Source organism: Streptomyces sp. NPDC057486, assembly GCF_042802415.1.
Classification (GTDB): domain Bacteria; phylum Actinomycetota; class Actinomycetes; order Streptomycetales; family Streptomycetaceae; genus Streptomyces; species Streptomyces yanii.
In genome coordinates this window covers 1-17,949 of the sequence record NZ_JBHVEE010000178.1, presented here as the reverse complement: position 1 = coordinate 17,949, position 17,949 = coordinate 1, and the positions used below count along the sequence as shown (strand labels likewise).

General features: G+C 69.7%; 12 protein-coding genes, 1 tRNA gene and 1 pseudogene. 2 read left to right on the top strand and 12 right to left on the bottom strand.

Annotated elements, in window-relative coordinates; translation table 11 throughout:
* Positions 1–55 precede the first annotated feature (55 nt).
* The 4 genes from ACFU6I_RS43570 to ACFU6I_RS43555 all read right to left on the bottom strand — a co-directional run bounded on the left by ACFU6I_RS43570 (position 56) and on the right by ACFU6I_RS43555 (position 4,340).
* Positions 56–766: an NDP-sugar synthase gene (locus ACFU6I_RS43570; RefSeq protein ID WP_384043268.1), complete on the bottom strand. Its 711-nt coding sequence runs from the start codon at positions 764–766 to the stop codon at positions 56–58.
* 35 nt (positions 767–801) lie between these two features.
* Positions 802–1,215 carry a hypothetical protein gene (locus tag ACFU6I_RS43565; protein WP_384378565.1) on the bottom strand — a complete coding sequence of 138 codons (414 nt, stop codon included), beginning with the start codon at positions 1,213–1,215 and terminating at the stop codon, positions 802–804.
* 231 nt (positions 1,216–1,446) lie between these two features.
* Positions 1,447–2,583: an ABC transporter ATP-binding protein gene (locus ACFU6I_RS43560; RefSeq protein WP_037692867.1), complete on the bottom strand. Its 1,137-nt coding sequence runs from the start codon at positions 2,581–2,583 to the stop codon at positions 1,447–1,449.
* A 356-nt stretch (positions 2,584–2,939) separates the two neighbouring features.
* Complete coding sequence (locus ACFU6I_RS43555) at positions 2,940–4,340, bottom strand: RNA-guided endonuclease InsQ/TnpB family protein (RefSeq protein ID WP_384378562.1); 1,401 nt, start codon at positions 4,338–4,340, stop codon at positions 2,940–2,942.
* Between the two features lie 163 nt (positions 4,341–4,503).
* On the opposite strand from ACFU6I_RS43555, the gene ACFU6I_RS43550 reads away from it, so the two are divergent.
* A tRNA-Thr gene (locus ACFU6I_RS43550) sits at positions 4,504–4,577 on the top strand.
* Between the two features lie 621 nt (positions 4,578–5,198).
* Positions 5,199–6,782, top strand: coding sequence for an ABC transporter substrate-binding protein (locus ACFU6I_RS43545; protein ID WP_384378559.1), 1,584 nt, complete (start codon positions 5,199–5,201; stop codon positions 6,780–6,782).
* Positions 6,783–6,884: 102 nt separating this feature from the next.
* Here the strand turns inward: ACFU6I_RS43545 and ACFU6I_RS43540 are convergent, their stop codons facing one another.
* The 8 genes and pseudogenes from ACFU6I_RS43540 to ACFU6I_RS43505 all read right to left on the bottom strand — a co-directional run.
* On the bottom strand, positions 6,885–8,303 hold the full coding sequence (locus ACFU6I_RS43540) for a DUF6177 family protein (RefSeq protein ID WP_384378556.1): 1,419 nt from the start codon (positions 8,301–8,303) through the stop codon (positions 6,885–6,887).
* A gap of 70 nt (positions 8,304–8,373) precedes the next feature.
* Positions 8,374–12,348 carry a type VII secretion protein EccCa gene (eccCa, locus tag ACFU6I_RS43535; protein ID WP_384378553.1) on the bottom strand — a complete coding sequence of 1,325 codons (3,975 nt, stop codon included), beginning with the start codon at positions 12,346–12,348 and terminating at the stop codon, positions 8,374–8,376.
* A 37-nt stretch (positions 12,349–12,385) separates the two neighbouring features.
* Positions 12,386–13,780, bottom strand: a complete 1,395-nt coding sequence (locus tag ACFU6I_RS43530; RefSeq protein WP_384378550.1) for a MinD/ParA family protein — start codon at positions 13,778–13,780, stop codon at positions 12,386–12,388.
* Between the two features lie 54 nt (positions 13,781–13,834).
* The gene (gene eccD / locus ACFU6I_RS43525) at positions 13,835–15,175 is read right to left on the bottom strand and encodes a type VII secretion integral membrane protein EccD (RefSeq protein ID WP_384378547.1); all 1,341 of its coding nucleotides are present in this window, start codon (positions 15,173–15,175) and stop codon (positions 13,835–13,837) included.
* A 105-nt stretch (positions 15,176–15,280) separates the two neighbouring features.
* Positions 15,281–15,592, bottom strand: coding sequence for a hypothetical protein (locus ACFU6I_RS43520; protein WP_345512304.1), 312 nt, complete (start codon positions 15,590–15,592; stop codon positions 15,281–15,283).
* A gap of 277 nt (positions 15,593–15,869) precedes the next feature.
* On the bottom strand, positions 15,870–16,088 hold the full coding sequence (locus ACFU6I_RS43515; protein WP_384378544.1) for a hypothetical protein: 219 nt from the start codon (positions 16,086–16,088) through the stop codon (positions 15,870–15,872).
* A gap of 306 nt (positions 16,089–16,394) precedes the next feature.
* A complete protein-coding gene (locus ACFU6I_RS43510) occupies positions 16,395–17,048 on the bottom strand; it encodes a pentapeptide repeat-containing protein (protein ID WP_384378541.1) in 654 nt (217 codons plus the stop codon).
* Positions 17,026–17,949 (bottom strand): annotated as a pseudogene (locus tag ACFU6I_RS43505) (hypothetical protein); the annotation flags it as partial. The gene ACFU6I_RS43510 and the pseudogene ACFU6I_RS43505, both read right to left, overlap by 23 nt.

The following is a 17,949-nucleotide window of genomic DNA, read 5'->3' as shown; positions in this document are numbered from 1 at the left end:
GGCGGTCACCGGAACTCCGGTGACCGCCCCTCCCCGCGTGGCGTGCCTCGTGGCACTACCGACCGTCCAGCTCCTTCGCCGCCTCGGCCAGGTCCTTCGCCGTGTCGATGGCCCGCCAGTACGCCCCGTGCGGCAGCGGATACCCGGCCAGCCGCCGCTCGCGGGCCAGCCGCGGGAACGTCGTCCGCTCATGGTCGCCGCGTTCCGGCAGCAGCGCCGTGAACGCCGGCGAGAAGACGTACACACCCGCGTTGATCAGATACGGGGACGGCGGCGACTCGATGAAGTCGATGATGTGCCCGAACGCGTCCGTCTCCACGGCACCCCACGGGATACGGGGACGGGCCAGAGCCAGCGTGGCGGTCGCATCGCGCTCCGCATGGAACGCGGCCATCTCACGCAGCGAGAAACGGGTCCAGATGTCGCCGTTGGTGGCGTACCAGGGCTCCGACGGGTCCGGCAGCCGGGCGGCGGCGTACCTCAGGCCGCCGCCGCGGCCCAGCGGCTCCGACTCCACCACAGTGGTCACCCGGAGCGGCAGGACGGCCTCCGCGAGCCACTCCTGGAGCACCTCGGCCAGATGACCGCACGAGACGACGGCATCGGTCACGCCCTCGGCGGCCAGCCAGGAAAGCTGATGGCCGATGATCGGCGTCCCGGTGCCGGGGATCTCGACCATCGGCTTGGGGCGGTCATCGGTGTACGGGCGCAGCCGCGATCCCTGGCCACCTGCCAGGATCACGGCCTGCGTCGGATACGTATGCATGCCGGGCACGATAGGGGGTGCCCGGGCCGGGTCGGTCAGCTGAACTGCGCGACACCCGAGGCGAACGACGTGTCGCAGACCGGGCGGGAGAACCGGTGCGCCCGCGTCGGACCGTACTGCTCGACCGCGGCGCGGCCCAGCGCCCTGGCGATCGACATGCAGTGCCGGGCGAGCGAGGGGTGCCCCTCGACGGCGCGCTGGAGGTCCGTCAGCGCGACGCCCGGGTCCTTCTCCTGAAGCTGCACGAGCAGCCGGTCGCGCAGGACATCCTGCGGGGCGTGCGACGTGGCGTGCTTCGATACGGTCCGAGCCGACGCGGTGAGGACCTGCGACTCGGAGTTGTGCGCTGCCCACGGCACACGGGTGACCGCGAGAGTCCCGGAGAGGACCATGACGACGGGCAGGACGAGAGCGAGAGTTCGGCCGATGCGGCGCGCGGTGTGGGTCACGCAGCGAGCGTAGCGGGCAGTGATGAATTGACGACATTGCGTCACCCCTGCGGGGGATGGTTCGAGGGTGTTTTTCGAACCCCGCGTTGACGACCGCCGGTGAAATGACCGAAGTGCCAGGGTATTTACCGAAGGTGCCGGACGCTCGGGCTCAAACCCGTACACGCGCTCCGGTACGCGGACGGCCCCGCACCACGAGGGGTGCGGGGCCGTCGTGCGGCGTGCGTGACGTCAGTCGGTGAGACGCTCACCCGTCGAGGTCGAGAAGACGTGCAGCTCGTCCGGGCGCGGCACGACGTGCAGCGTGGTGCCCTTCTCCGGCACGGCGCGGCCGCCGACGCGGACGACAAGGTCCTTGTCCGCACCGCCGACGCGCGCGGAACCGTAGACGAAGCCGTCGGCGCCGAGCTCCTCGACGACGTTGACGGAGACGGCCAGACCGGCCGGGGCGTCGGCGCTGTCCTTGGAGAGCGACTTGGCGGCGGCGCCACCGTGCTCGACGATGTCGAAGTGCTCCGGGCGGATGCCGACCGTGACCGTGGTGTCACCCTTGTCCGCGGCGGCGGTGAGCGCCTCGCGGGAGACCGGGACGACGCTGTTGCCGAACTTCACGCCACCGTCGGTGATCGGGACCTCGACCAGGTTCATGGCCGGGGAGCCGATGAAGCCGGCGACGAAGAGGTTGGCCGGGCGGTCGTACATGTTGCGCGGCGAGTCGACCTGCTGCAGCAGACCGTCCTTGAGGACCGCGACGCGGTCACCCATGGTGAGGGCCTCGACCTGGTCGTGCGTGACGTACACGGTGGTGATGCCGAGGCGGCGCTGGAGCGACGCGATCTGCGTACGGGTGGAGACACGGAGCTTGGCGTCGAGGTTCGACAGCGGCTCGTCCATGAGGAAGACCTGCGGCTCACGCACGATGGCGCGGCCCATCGCGACACGCTGACGCTGACCACCGGAGAGCGCCTTCGGCTTGCGGTCCAGGTAGTCGGTGAGGTCCAGCATCTTGGCGGCCTCTTCGACCTTCGCCCGGATCTCGGTCTTGTTGATACCGGCGATCTTCAGCGCGAAGCCCATGTTGTCCGCGACGGACATGTGCGGGTAGAGCGCGTAGTTCTGGAACACCATGGCGATGTCCCGGTCCTTGGGCGGCAGGTGCGTGACATCGCGGTCACCGATGCGGATCGCGCCGCCGTTGACGTCCTCGAGACCCGCGAGCATGCGCAGGGAGGTCGACTTGCCACAACCGGAAGGACCGACGAGGACGAGGAACTCACCGTCGGCGATGTCGATCTCGAGCTGGTCCACGGCGGGCTTGGTGGAGCCGGGGTAGACGCGGGACGCCTTGTCGAACGTGACACTGGCCATGCTGAATCTTCTCCTCCACCGGCAGGAACGTGCCGGACGATCCGAGTAAGGGAGTGGTCTGGTCCACCTGGGTGAACCTTCCGCGACGCTACCTGGCCATTTCGAATCTGTCAGTAGTTCGAGGGGGACGGATATCTCGCATCGGGAGGGGGCAGGCAGAGCAACGAACTTTTGACCTTGTGTCTGCGGGTAGAGCACCGGTTTTTGACCCGCTGCTGCACGCGCCGCACTTCCTGCTTCATCGCCCGCCGCCGACCCGACGCAACCCTGACGGTCACACCCGGCCGGTCTTACGTGGGCTCCACAGGCGTGTCGGCCGACGGCCCGTCGGTCCGTAACACTCATGTCGCGCCCACTCACGTGGCCAGCAGCACCTCGGGCAGCTCCGATGCCTTGATCACAGGCGGTGGCATCCTGTCGGGCGGAAGCGCCGACGCCACCAGCCAGTACAGCCGCATCCCCTCGTCGCAGAGGTTCCGCGCAGCGTTCACATCCCGGTCGTGCACCGCACCGCACGCCGCACACGTCCACTCGCGGACCGACACATCCAGCAACGGCCCCTTCGCGTGACAGCACGAGCACCGACGCGTCGACGGGAAGAAACGGTCCACGATCACCAGGGTGCGCCCGTACCATGCGCACTTGTACCGCAGCTGGCGCAGCAACTCACCCCATGCCGCATCGCTGATCGACTCGTTCAGCCGGGACTTCCGTCGTCGGCCCTTCCCGACCGTCGTCCGCAACAGATTCGCAATGGCCAGGTCTTCCACCACGAGCACTTGGTTCTCGCGCACGAGGCGGGTGGTCAACTGATCCAGCATGTCTCTGCGGACATCTCCGATAAGTGCGTACAGCCGAGCGATACGAACTCGGGCCTTCCCCCGGTTCTTCGACCCCTTCTGCTTGCGGTGCAACCCCCGCTGCAACCGCGCCAGCTCCTTTTCGTACCTGCGCAGCAGACGCGGATGATCCACCTTCGTGCCGTCGTCCAGCGCCACGAGCGCCGCCAGCCCCAGGTCGATCCCTACGGCCTTCGGCTCCCGCCCGCCCGGCACGAAGACCGCAGGCAAAGGTTCGATCCGCTCCTCGACCAGCACGGAGAGGAAGAACCGGCCCGCACGGTCACGCGTCACCGACAGCTTCACCGGCACCACACCCACCGGGAGCGGACGCGACCACCGCACATCCAACGGCGCCGACTGCTTCGCCAGTGTCACCGCCCCCGTGCCCGGCTGCTCCGGATCTTCCACCCACCGGAAACCCGTCCGCACATACGTGGCGGCATCCCGCGAGCGATGCTTCTTCTTCCGCTTCGGGTACCGCGCCGACTGCTGGAAGAACCGCGAGAACGCCGCGTCCAGATGCCGCAACGACTGCTGCAACACCGTCGATGACACCTCCCGCAGCCACGAGGTCTCCGCCGCAAGCCGCCACCCCGTCAACGCCCGGCACGACTCCGCGAATCCCACCGAAACGCGGTGCCGCTCCCATGCATTGGCACGGAGGGTCAGGCCCTCGTTGTAGACCCACCGGCAGGCGCCGAAGGTCTTCTCCAGCTGCTCGGACTGTGCCGGGCTCGGGTAGAAGCGGTAGCGGTAGACCCGCTGCTGGGTGCCCGACTCCTTGGTGCGGCTCTTCAGCCGGGTCGACGCCCGGCCGTGATACTTCCGGCGGTCGGGGATGCCGAGTGCCTCGCGCTTGACGCGCTTGGCCTCCTCCCCCGTGACACGTATGGGCTGGTCCGCCGAATCCACCATGTCCGCTCCCCCGCTCCCGCCGTCCGATAGTCGGAACAGTGCGTCAGTCCACTTAACGCACGGATGGCCGAGTGGTCACGGGTTCGGAAGAACTTCGTGGATCAGGAGTCGGGCCGCTGTGTAGAGTGAGGGAGCTTGCGCGCGCGGCTTTGATGTGCGCGTTGCCTCCTTAGCTCAGCTGGCCAGAGCGCCGCACTTGTAATGCGTAGGTCGTCGGTTCGAATCCGACAGGGGGCTCGGAAGAACCCCAGGTCACACAGCCCGTGACCTGGGGTTTTCTGCTGTCCGGGGCGTGGTGGGGCACATGGCCGGAGCAAGGTCCTGTCTTTTCGTCTTCCTCGCCCGTTGGCCGTGGCTCCCGAGCCGCCGTCCCGGACACCGTGACCGGCCCCGGCGGGCGAGCGTGCAGAGCGGTGGACGGCTCGTGTTCGAGCCGAAGACACCGGTTGGCGGCCGGACCGCCACCAACTACCGGGGGAATAAGGGGGGGGCTGTCGCCCCGCCTTTATGATCAGGCGACAAGATGCTCGCCTCCCTGGTCCGGATGCGCGGAGCATCCCCGCGTCTGGAGGGGGACCGCGGACGGAGGCTGGCCACAGCAACGACTGCACCCGGTTCGCTGCCGTGAAGGAGGAGTTCCGGATGCCTCGCCACCGGCCCGGGACAGCGGCGGGTCCGGCCCGGCCGAGTCCTGGGCGGCAAGGGCTACAGCTCCCGGCCCATCCGGACCCGGATCAGGCGGCGGGGCAGCGGCCACACCATCCCCGAACGGGCCGACCGGATCCGCAACCGACGGTTCCTGATCAATCCCGGCCGCGCAGGATCCCGCGCGGCCGACAGAGAGCACGAGGCAGTTCTGTGAACATACGCAATCGATGGACGGGCGCTCCCATCGGGGCCGGTCTCGCGGTGGCCCTGCTGGGCGGCTGCGACTTCCAGTCCGGAGGTGACGCCGCCGGGTCCGGCGGCTCGATCGTCGTGGGCATGTCGGACGACGTCCTGGCCGCGGATCCGGCCTCGGGCTACGACCCGGGGTCCTGGCTGCTGTTCAACAATGTCTTCCAGTCCCTTCTCAGCTTTCCCCGCGGGGAATCGACCCCTCGGCCGGAAGCGGCGAAGTCCTGCTCGTTCGAGGACCGCAACAGGGTCTACCGGTGCACTCTCCGCGACGGCCTGACCTTCAGCAACGGCGACAGCCTCACCTCCGAGGACGTCAAGTACTCCTTCGAGCGGGCGATCAGGATCGACGACCCCGGCGGCCCCGCGCCGCTGCTCTCCACGATCGCGAAGATCACCACTCCGGACGTGCGAACGGTCGTCTTCCAGCTCAACGTTCCCGACGCCACCTTCCCCAGCAAGATCGCCTCGGGCGCCGGCTCCATCGTGAACCACCGCGAGTACCCGGCGAACAGCCTGCGCAAGGACGGCAAGGCCGTCGGGTCGGGTCCCTACAAGCTGAAGTCCCTCGACAAGTCGAAGGCCGTCTTCTCGGTCAACTCCGGCTACCGGGGCACAGCGCGGGTGAAGAACTCGGGCATCACCCTCGACTTCTTCCGGGGCGACCAGAAGAAACTGGCGTCCGCACTGCAGAAGGGCGACATCGATGTCGCCTACCGTGGCCTGACGGCGCGGGACATCTCCCGGTTGGAGGAATCCACCGCCGCGGCCGACAAGGGCATCGACGTCGTCGAAGGCACCAGCGCCGAGGTGCAGCATCTGGTCTTCAACATGAAGGACCCGGTGGTCCGACAGCTTCCCGTGCGCAAGGCCATCGCGTACCTGGTCAATCGTGACGCTCTCGTCAGCCAGGTCTACCACTCGACGGCCACCCCGCTGTACTCGATCGTCCCGGCCGGCATCACGGCCCACAACACCGCGTTCTTCGACAAGTACGGCGGGAGCCAGCCTGCCAAGGCCGAGCAGGTGCTGCGCGGCGCGGGCATCACCGACAAGGTGAAGCTCACGCTGTGGTCCACGCCGAGCCGCTACGGCCCCGCCACCGACGGCGAGTTCCGGGCGATCGCCCAGCAGCTCAATGCGAGCGGACTGTTCGACGCGGACGTCAAGTCCCTGCCCTTCGACCAGTACGAGAAGCAGATAGCGGCCGGCAAGCTCGGCGTCTACGTGAAGGGCTGGGTCCCGGACTACCCGGACCCGGACAACTTCACCCAGCCGTTCTTCGGCAAGGACAACGTCCTGCAGAACGGCTACGTGAACGACGACATCACCGGCCGGATCATCCCCGACGCCGCCTCCCGGGCCGAACGGGGCACCACCGAGAGGGCCTTCAACGAGCTCCAGGACGACGTGGCCGAGGACCTGCCGATCCTGCCGCTGTGGCAGGGCAAGCAGTATGCGGTGGCGTACGACAACATCTCCGGCCTGGAGTGGACCTTGGACGCCTCGACCGTCTTCCGCTTCTGGGAGATCAGCAAGTACTAGGTTTTCCGTCCGCCCTGAAGGCGCGAGGGCCTTCCGGTCCGGTGGGGACGACGACATCCGCACCGGCGACCGGGAGGCCCTCGCGCTTCACCACGATGGCGGTCAGACGCCCTTCAGATGGCGCATCAGGCGTTCGAAGTCCTGCCAGCCCGACAGGTCCGACGGGTCGCCCGGCAGCGGGTAGTACAGCGCCGGGCGGGTCTTCGGGCCGAGCTGGACCGGGGGTTCGGACAGCGGGGTGCGGCGGGCGCGGTCGCCGGGCATCTCGCGGACCTCCTCGGCGCCGAGCACGAAGGCCAGGGGGACTCCGGGGCCCTCGAAGCGGGGCGGCACCGCCAGGTCGCGGCGGGCCTTACGGATCTGGACGAGCATCGACTGGAGGTGGTGGCGGGTGGCGAGGATCTCCGCGGCCCTGGGCAGGGCGTCCAGCGGCATGTCCTCGTCGGGCCCGTAGCCGAGCGCCAGGGTGACGTCCTCCTCCACGCCGCCCGTCGTCCGGCTGATCCGGACGGTGGCGAGAGCGGGCCGGTCCGGGCTGCCGACCACCACGGCCCAGGTCGGCTGGGGCGACCGGTCGTAGGCGACATCGGTCAGTTGGCGCAGTGACCAGGGCAGGTTGGCGGGTTCCGCGGTGCCCCAGCCCGCCGGGGGTGCGCCGGTGAGCTCGCGCCACACCGCCTCGATGGAGCCGCCGAGAACGAGGCGCTCGTCGGCGGGGTGGACGGTGCGGAACGTGACGGCCAGTTGGCGCTCGCCGGTGTCGGCGACCTCCTTGAACGACGCGGCCACCGGGGTGCGCGGGTCCTCGGGCGTGGCGTCGGCTGCCTCGACCGGGGCGAACAGGCCGTTCTGCCAGCGCAGCACGGCCCCGGACAGCCCGTCGTAGTAGCCGTCCCGTTCGTCCTGCACGACCCAGCGCGACGGCCAGCCGGGGAGGCTGCCCCGTACGGCGGGGGAGAGCGTGACTCCCGGGGCGGTGACGATCTGGAGGCCGAGCTCGGCGTTTGCGGTGGCCCGGAAGGCGTCGGAGAGCCAGGCCGTCATCGCGACCACCGGGCGGTCCTGGATGACGACCGCGACCTTGTCGGTGAGGGCGTCGATGGCGGGCTGTGCGGCGGCGGGTGTGGGTGCGACGCTGACGCCGTCGGTCTTGACCACGGCGATGGAGCGCGCGGCCTCCGGCGGCCAGGCGGAGCCGCCAGCCAGGGCGACCAGCCGGGCGGCGAAGGTGCCCGCGATGCGTTCGGCCTCCTCGACGCCGGTGGTGGCGCGTGCCTCCGTCCACCAGAACGGGACCTCGGGCGCGGTCGCCCCGAGGAGCCGTTCCGCCTCACCGGCGACCTGGACGAGCAGGGGTGCCTCGACGGAGACGAGCGGCCGGCCCTCCGTGTCGCAGAGCTGCACGACGGCGTCCTCGCCGACCGTATCCACCAGCTTGTCGGGGCCTCCGGAGAGCAGGCCCGCGATCACGCTGAGCGGATCGGGCATTCTCGGGGTGAGGGCGATGACGTCCTTGGTCATGTGGTCGTCCGGTCCTTCGTCGTCCGTGGCGTGGTGTGTTCTGCGTCGTGCGGCCGTCGTGACGGGTGTGTCACTCGGTGGTGTAGACGGTCTGGATCAGGCGGTTCGACTGGCCCCTGCGGACGAGGACGCCGCGGCCCGCGGGCTGCTGGGTGGCGTACACGCCGGGGAACAGCTGGCCTTCGCTGCGGTCGCCCGCCATGAGGATCGCCGAGGCGCCGGACTCGCGCAGGCCCTGCACCAGTGGTTCGTACATGCCGCGCGAGGCACCGGCGACGCGGCGGGTCAGCACGAAGTGCAGCCCGATGTCGACCGCGGACGGGATGTACGGCAGGAACGGGGCGAGCGGGGCCAGTCCCGCGGTGGTCAGTACGTCGTAGTCGTCGACGAGGACGACGATCCGTGGTCCGCTGCCCCAGCTGCCGGGCTCCAGGTCCTCGGTGCCCGCGCTGTCGTCGGGCAGCCGCTTCTCCAGCTCGGTGGCGATACCGGCGGCGAGACCCGCGCACATCTTGGCGTTGTACGCGTAGCCGCCGCGGAACTCCTCGGGGATCGCGCCGCGCAGTCCGCGGCGCGGGTCCATGACGGCGAAGACCAGCTCGTCCTCGCTGTAGCGCTCGATGAGTCCGCCGGCGATGGTCTTGAGGAGGTTCGTCTTGCCGCACTCGCTGTCGCCCATGATCAGCAGGTGCTGGTCGTGGTGGAACAGGTCGAGCAGTACGGGCGCGAGCGCCGTCTGGTCCAGGCCGATCGGTACCCGCTTGGGCTCGGCGACCGGGCCCGGCAGCAGGTGCGGCTCCAGGATGTGCGGCAGTACCCGTACCGGCTGGGCGACGTCGCCGCTCCAGGTGGCACGGATCGTGCGGGCGGTGCGTTCCAGGACGGCGCCCAGGTCCGAGGTGTCGGCGAGCCCGTCCGTGCGGGGGAGCGCGACCTGGGTGAAGAGCTTGCCGTCGGTGAGGAGACGGCCGGGCTCGTCGGGTGCCAGGGTCTGTGCGAGCTTGCGGTCGATGCTGGATTCGCTGGGGTCGTTCAGGCGCAGTTCGACGCGGGTGCCGAAGTTGGACTGGGTGGCGATGCGGACGTCGTTCCAGCGGAGCATGCCGGCGACGACGTGGATGCCGTAGCCGCCGCCGCGCTTGAGGATGTCGACGACGGCGTCGTCCAGCTCGTCGAAGTCGTCGCGCAGCGCGCCGAATCCGTCGATGACGAGCACGATCTCGGCGGAGGCCAGTTGCGGCAGCCGGCCTGCCGCGTGCAGGGTGCGCAGCTGCTCGACGGAGTCGATGCCGTGTTCGCGGAAGAGGTCCTCACGGACCGCGAGGGCGCCCCGTACCTCTTCCACGGTGCGTCCGGCGCGCTCACGGTCGGCGCGGCCTGCGACGCCGCCGACGTGCGGCAGGTCCGCCAGTGCCTGGAGACCGCCGCCGACGAGGTCGAGGCCGTAGATCCCGACTTCCTGCGGGGTGTGGGTCAGTGCGAGGGAGAGGGCGAGGGTGCGCAGGAGGGTCGTCTTGCCGGACTGCGGGCCGCCGATGACGGCGGCGTGGCCGCCTGCCACGGTGAGGTCCAGGTACCACTGGCCCTGCCATTGCTTGGTGGGGTCGTCGAGCAGGCCGAGCGGTACCTGGAGGGGGCCGCGGCGCTTGGCGAGCTGCATGCCGCGCGGGCCGACGTCCAGGGGGCCTGCGACCTTGTCCAGGGAGATGGCGGAGGGGAGTGGGGGCAGCCAGATGCGGCGTACCGGATCGGCGGCGTTCTGCAGTTGGTCGACGATGACGCCCATCTCGGTGGGTCCGGTCTCGCGGCGTCGGACCGTGGGCTCCCGGTCGCCCGTGTTCTCGTTCTTGGCAAGGGTGTTGAACGCCTCGTACTCGAGGGCGAGGGGTCCGGAATCCGCTTCCTCGGCGCGCTGCACGGGGCCGCGGTAGGCGCCGGAGACGTAGCTCGCCTTGAAGCGTTCGTAGTGGCTGGTGTCGACCTTGAGGAAGCCGAAACCGGGCAGCGGCGGCAGGTGGAAGGCGTCGGTGGTGTCCAGCACTGTGCGGGATTCGTCGGCGGAGAACGTCCGCAGACCGAGCCGGTACGAGAGGTAGGTGTCCAGGCCCTTGAGCTTGCCGCCTTCGATGCGCTGGCTGGACAGCAGCAGGTGCACACCGATGGACCGGCCGATACGGCCGATGGACAGGAACAGGTCGATGAAGTCCGGCTTGGCGGTGAGGAGTTCACCGAACTCGTCGATGACGACGAACAGGTGGGGCAGCGGGTCCAGGTCGGGCCGCTTGTCGGCGCGCAGCGCGGCGTAGTCACCGATGTCGGCGACGTTGCCGGCGTCCTTGAGGACCTGCTGGCGGCGTTTGACCTCGCCGGCGAGCGAGGCGTGGACCCGTTCGACGAGGCCGGCCTGGTTCTCCAGGTTGGTGATGACACCGGCGACGTGCGGCAGGTCCGCGAACGGGGCGAACGTGGCACCGCCCTTGTAGTCGACGAGGACGAGCGCCAGGTCCTCGGGCGGGTGGGTGGCGACGAGGGCGAGGACGAGCGTGCGGAGCAGTTCCGACTTGCCGGAGCCGGTGGCGCCGACGCACAGCCCGTGCGGGCCCATGCCGAGTTCGGAGGACTCCTTCAGGTCGAGGAGGACCGGTTCGCGGGAGTCGCTGACGCCGATCGGCACGCGCAGGAAGGAGCGTTCGCCGCGGGGTGCCCACAGGTGGGACAGGTCGAGCCGTGCCACGTCGTCGATGCCGAGCAGGTCGGCGAAGTCGACGGGTCCGGACAGCGGGGCGTCGACGAGCGATTCGGCGGCCAGGCGCAGTGGTGCGAGCATCCGGGCGAGACCTTCGGCGAACGGGATGCTGACCTCGTCGACGGTGCCGTGGGCGCTGATCGGCTCCTGCTCGCGCAGGTCCTCGATGAGTACCTGGTCGCCGTCGACGGTGATGCGTACGCCGACGTGTCCCGGTTCCTGGATGCGTTGTTCGAGCAGGTGCAGCATGGTGACGCCCATGTCGCGCAGCCCCACCGCGTCGTCGGGGCACGGCAGGTCCACGGCGTCCTCGCCGTGTCCGTCGGCCACGACGAGGAGCCGCGACGTCATGGACAGGGCGTCCTTGCCGGACAGGCCGCGGCGCACCTCGGCCGCGTACGAGGCGCGGCGGCGCAGTTCGGCGCCGATCTGCCGGGCGAGCTGGGGCGCGGACGGGGCGATGCGGCGGGCGGCGACGGGGCCGTCGAGCTGTTCGGTGTCGAGCAGATGCGGCATCCACTTGGCCCATTCCCAGTCGGCCAGCCGGTCGCCGGGCACGGCCAGTGCCATGGCCACGTCGTCGGGGGCGTGGGTCGCGGCGGTCTGGACGAGCAGGGCGCGGGCGACGCGCAGGCAGTCCTCGCGGGGGCCGATCACGCTGACGTTGCCGACGCGGTCGAGCGGGACGGTGAGCGGGAGTTCGGTGCCGGTACGGAACCGGGCCATCAGGGCCGACGCCTCGTTGAGCATGAAGCGGTCGGGCGGTGTGAGGACCGAGGAGCCCTGCTGGGCGACCTTCAGATCGCGTACGGGCATCTCGCCGGTGCCGACACGCACCCGCAGGAAGTCGCCGTCGGCGCGGCGGCGCTCCCACAGCCGGGCCGGGTCGCGCACGATGTCGTACAGGGCGTCCGGCGGCGGGGTGAGGATCTCGGTCCGCTCGCGCCGCTCGCGTTCCTCGCCGGAGAGTTCCTCGCGCAGGTCCTCCAGATAGGCGAGATACGCCTCGCGCTGGGTGCGGCGGGTGCGTTGCGCCTTGCCGCGCTGCGAGAAGACGAGCGCGACGGATCCGATGACGGTGACGACGAGGATGATCGCACCGAGCCCGGCGAACTGACTGTTCCGTACGACGGTCATCATCACGACGGACGACATGACGCCGGCGACGGGCAGCAGCGACATCGCGATGTTGCCCGATTTCCCCTCGGGGAGGTTGGGCGGTGCCTCGATGGTGCGTGCCTCGGAGGGGGCCGCGGGCCGGGTGGTCCTGGCCGGGCGGTGGATCAGTCGGGTACTCATCGGCGTCCGTCACTCACGGTCGGGCTCGGCATCTGGGTCAGTGGCGCTTCTGGGAGAGCTGGAAGACGTCCGCGGCGAGGCGGGTGGCGGCTTCCCTGGTCGAGTGGGCGAGCAGCTCGGTACGGATCAGGCCGCCGGCCGCCAGATGCCGGTCGTACGGCAGGACCTGGACGCTCGCCCCGGTGGACTTGAGCTTCTCGGCGGCCTCGGCGAGGTCGAGTCCCGGGTGCGGCACGAGCTCGGTCAGGACGACGACCGTGCCGGCGATCACATGCTTCGGAAGCCCCTGCATCCACTGGAGCACCGAGTACGTGCTGGTGACGCCCTCCAGCGTGGCGGGGGCGGTCAGGATGCGGGCCTGGGCGGCGGAGAGCGCGACGCGGGCGACCTCGGCCGGCAGTGTCTCGCAGTCGACGACCGTGACCCCGAAGTAGCGGCGCAGCGAGACCATGACGCCCTCGTACGCCCTGCTGCCGAGCATCGCGCCGATCTGTCCCTGACTGCCCGGCAGCAGCCAGGCGTTGCCGGGGAGCTGGACGAGATAGCCGGTGATGTCGAGCAGTGACATCTGCGGTTCGACGATGTCCGCGAAGTCGCCGATGGTCCAGCGGAGCGATTCGGCGCCGAGCCGCAGCGGCAGCGAGCCGAGCGCCGGGTCGGCCTCGACGACGAGGACCGGGTCCTGCCGGTAATGCGCGTACGTGGTGCCGAGCAGTGCGGCGACGGTCGTCTTGCCGGCGCCTCCCCGGATGGAGGTGACGGCGATCTGCCGTCCGGTCGTCACGGGCTGCTGGAGTACCTCGGCGACCCGGGTGATCTCGGCGACCTCCTTCGCGGCCGACGAGGAGACGGTACGGCGCACGGCGCGGGTGGCACGCGAGGCGAAGGACTGTCCGTGCCGCGGCTTGCGTCCGGCGGTGACGAGGCTCTTGTCCACGACGGGCCGGGAGTCGGGGGTGCGGTGGGCACTGGTGGAGGGGGTGTAGGCGGCCTGGGGCTGCTGCCCCTGGTACGGCTGAGCGTGTTGCGCCTGGGCCTGGGCCTGTTGTGCCTGGTACTGCTGGGCCTGGTACTGATCCGCCTGATACTGCTGGGCCTGCTGGGCCTGCTGGGCCTGTTGTCCCTGCTGGGCCTGGTATTGCTGTGCCTGCTGGGCCCGGTGCTGCTCCTGCTGCTGGTACTGCTGCGCCCGGTACTGCTCCGCCTGCTGGTACTGGTCCGCGGGGGCGGCCTGGTGGCCGGGGTGCTGCACCGGCGGGTACCCGTAACCGGCGTCCGGCGCGGGTGCGCTCTGCGTGGGGAAGCCGGGGCCGGCGGGGGCACCCTGCGGCTGTCCGGCGGGGCCCTGCGGGCCCTGCTGCGGCGTGCCCTGCGGGGTGGCGCCGCGCAGGTCGCGCAGCACGTCACCCTGCCAGTTTTCTGCGTTCGGCATGTCAGCCCTTCTTTTTCCGCCCTGCTGCCCCGCTCGGAGCGCCTGAGCGTCGACTCAGAACTTGTTGAGCAGCTGTCCGTACAGGCCGAACGCACCGACGGCGAGCGGGAAGAGCCCCACGACGCCGATGGACTCGACCAGGTCGCCCATGCGCCGCAGCCGGACCTGCACATGCTCGGGCGGCTGCACCGCCAGAACGAGCAGCGGCAGGAGCGCGGCCGCGCACAGTACGGCGAGCGGTCCGGCGCCGCCGGAGTGGTGCATCCACACCATCACGAGGCGCACGACGAGAACCGCGGAGGCGGCGAAGAGCGCCACGACCTCGGCGACGAGCGGGAAGGCCCGCGCCCGGGAGAGCAGGACGAGGGCGACGAGGGAGGGGAGCGCCATGGTCCACACCGTGGGCCTGTCCGCCTGGGTGAGCAGCCAGCCGCCGGCCGTCGCGGAGACCGCGGTGACGGTCGTGGCGAGAGCGAGGCCGCGGTGCGTGGCCGCGAGCGCGTTGCCGACCTGGTGGCGGCTGACGGAGATGCCGCCGGAGCGGCGGTCGTCGAGTGCGGTGAGCCCGGAGGCCATCAGGGCGAGCCGGGGAAGCAGGCCGAGCAGTACCACGGAGAAGACGGCCATCACGGCGCCGAGCCGGGACAGGTCGCTCTGGACGGCGGCGACGGCCTCCCACACCACGGTGATCGCGGCGGTCGCCGCGGCGCCGATGAGTCCGCCGCGGCCGAGCGGCGAGAAGTAGCCGAGGAGCAGGAGCACCACGACGAGCGCGGCCGCGACGGCGGCGAGCCGTGCGGTGCCCGGCCAGTCGTAGGCGTCGGCGGCGGTCCAGGCGGTGAGGATGCCGAGCCCGCCGGAGGCGAGCAGTAGCGCGGTGGCGAGTCCGAGGTTGCCCTGGCCGATCCTGGCGACGAGCGCACCGGCCGCCAGCAGGACGAGCGTGACCGCGACGAGCGCGCCCGCGAGGGCGCCGAGCTCGAACTCCTGACGGGCCAGCAGTGCGGCGGCGACGGCGAAGGTGACGGTTGCCACGCCCGCGCTGGCCCGGCGCGCGGAGGGACGCCAGCGCCACGCCTGCAGGTCGAGGTCGTCGGCCACCAGATCGGTGACGTCGTGCACGACCGGGGCGGGCGGCGCGGAGTGGGCACGGACGAGGCGGAGCACGGCGCCGTCCGCGACCTCGGCCGAGGACAGGGTGCTGTCGTGCGGCAGCGCGGAGCCGTCCGATGTGATCAACTGCCGTGTCATCGGGCGGGATGCGGCCCGGTCGTCGAGCAACTGCAGTATGTCCGGCAGCAGTTGCCCGATCGGGGTGTCCGAGGGGAGGACGATGTCGGCCCGGCGTCGCTCGCCGACCAGGGTCACCCGGCTCAGTTGAGCCCGGGAAGTCATTGTTGTGCTCACCACTTTACGGGAACCTATCGTCGCGACATTGAGGACGGGGGCGGGCCGGACGTGCCCGTGCGGTTGCTCGCGGGGGGCGTCGGGCGGTCTGGATCAGGATGAACCTGGGCTGGATGTACCGGACTTGTCCGGTTTCGCGGTCGGCGTCGGCTGCTCGTACTGCTGTTCCTGGCGCTGCTGCTTCTCCTGCTCGGCCTTCTGCTTCGCCAGCGTGTGCTGGAGGAAGGACCATCCGATGCATCCTGCGCACAGGACGGCCGCGATGGCGATCCCGGCGAACACCTTGCCGAGCCGCTCGTCCGCCGTGCGCCGCGACCGCTGCACGCCGAACAGCAGCGCGTCCCGCATCCTGCGGCGGCGTACCGCCACCGACTCCAGAAGCTGGCTGTCGTAATCCCGTGCCATCAGTCGTCCGCTGCCTCAGTCGTCCGTTGCCTCAGTCATGGTCGGTGAACCGTCGGTCTCCGGCCGGAGGGGTTCCCGTACGGCGGAACCGGTCCGCGTCGGCCGTTGCGCGAGGCGCGTAAGGCGTCGTACGCCCCCTGCATGAACGTTGCCTCGTCGAGCCACTGTCTGCGTGTGTTGCGGCATACGGATTCCCCCTTGCATTGCCTCCGCAACATAAGGCATGGACAAGTCAGCAGTACAACCCGGATCCGGGAGTGGGACAGACCCCGGACAATCACGAAGCGGAGCCAAAGGACAGGAAGCAGGGCGATACCGACGAGAAGACCGTGCAACGCGCCTCCACATGGAGGAGGGCGGTACGGAACGTGGAGTCGATCATGGTCGGTGACGATTCGAGGCGGGCGACGGAGCCGGCCGCGCTCTCGCCGAGAGCCTCGGCCCAGCGTGCGGAGTGGGGTCCAGCCTCACCACGCCGGGGAACAACAACCGTCACGGTGTGCTCCGTTCAGCGATGTCGGACTGTCTCAGGAGTTGGTGCGTCGCTGAAGAGCGGCCGCGGGTCGCGGAGCGTTGCGCCGGTGGATCTCTGGATGCGGAAGCCCTCCGAAGTCGAACCGGCCCCGGACGAGCAGGTCATGCTCGCGCAGGGCGGACCGACATCCGTTCGGCAGTCGTGAGGGCTGATTCCGGACCAAGGGTCGCGTAGGCGTCGAGATCCCAGGACCACGAAGCGCATCCGCGCGGGGCTCGCAGAAGGATGGACACTCATGTCCTCAGACGCGCCGGGGCACTCGGACGATCACTGCGTTCCGGCTCGCGAAGGAATCACTCTCACATTCCCGTTCCTCTCGCGGATCCACTGCTCGAGGTCGCCACCGCCCAGTTCCTTGGTGCCTTCTTCAGTGAGAACTTCGACCGGGCCGAAAACTGTTCCTGAGAAGCCGTTCAGGATGGTTCTCTCGTCGATCTTGACCTTGAATGAGTTCTCGTCCGCCACCGCATTCGTCAGATCGGCCCCGCAGAGGTTCACGTCCAACAGGGATGCACCCATCAGTCGCGTGCCGCGGAAACTCGCCCCCGAGGCATCGACGTCGTAGAGCGAAGCCTTGACGAGGTCGGCCCCGTCAAGAGTTGCACCCCGGAGCGTCGCATCGTCGAAGTTCGCCCGCACCAGCGAGGTGTTGGTCAGGTTCGCTCCGGAGAGATCGGCTCCCTCGAGATCTGCACGGTAGAAATCCGCCTCCGTCAGGTTCGTACCGACCAACCTGGCCTCGGTGAACCATGATTCGGAGAAGTTTCCGCCCGACAGGTCTGCGGCGCTGAAGTCGAGGCCCACGGCATCGAGCCCTTTACCGTCCGATTCCTTCAGCCATTCGTGCAGTCGTTCGGCGGCGGCTCGGTCGGCAGGGAATTCGCGCGGCGCCCAGCCCTTACGGGTACCAGATGACATCATCTTCCCAACCATTCTTCTCGACGATGGATTTAATATCGTCGATCGCTGCCTGATTCGCGTTACGGACATCGAGGATAACGGCGCGATGTTTATCGACTATCTGTTCCGAGAGTTTCTTGACCCACTTGCCGTTGTTGGCGGGGTCGTACGCTCCCTTGAAGGGCAGCGACTTGTCGCGAACGTTATTGAATGGCGGCCAGTCGGAGTGGACGCCCTTAATATCGTAATACCTGTCCGCGCTGGGTGAGTAGAACTCACCGCGATCGGCTTGGGTCGGACGCTGGATGTCGTCGGGAAGTCGCCCGCTGTCACGAAGGTCCAGACCCACCCGCGCCTCATCCTTCGAGGGTTCCGAGATGCCGCCGTTCTTGTCCGGGTCGCGTTGCAGGTGATCGAAGTCCTCGGGGCTGCGCTGTTCCACCTCGTCGAGATGACCCCAGTGATCGGCCCGCTCTTGCGGAGTGAGTTCCGGGAGCGGTTCATTCACGCGTTCCGCAGGGCTGCCGCCGGCCGGGTCCGCACCTTCGGCGTCTCGCCCCCCGGAGTCGGAGTCGTGGTGGCCGGGAGCCTGCTCGTGCGCTGCTTCAGCCGGGCCGCCTGGCTGGCCCGTGCCCGCCTCGTGTCCCGAAGGGACACTCTGTCCGGCATCGGTGTGACTGCCGCCGGTGGGCCCGTCGCCATGACTGCCGCCGGTGGGCCCGTCGCCGTGGCCGCCGCCGGTGGGCGGTTCGTGGCTGGCTGAGGGGCCGAGCCCGGAGTCGTTGGCGTGACTCCCGGGGATGTGGTCGCCGGCGTGGGCGGTGGGGATGTGGTCGCCGGCTCCGCCTGCGGGGAGGTGGTTGCCGGCGTTGCCTCCGGGGAGGTTGTCGCCGATGTTGGTGCCGGGGAGGTTGTCGCCGGT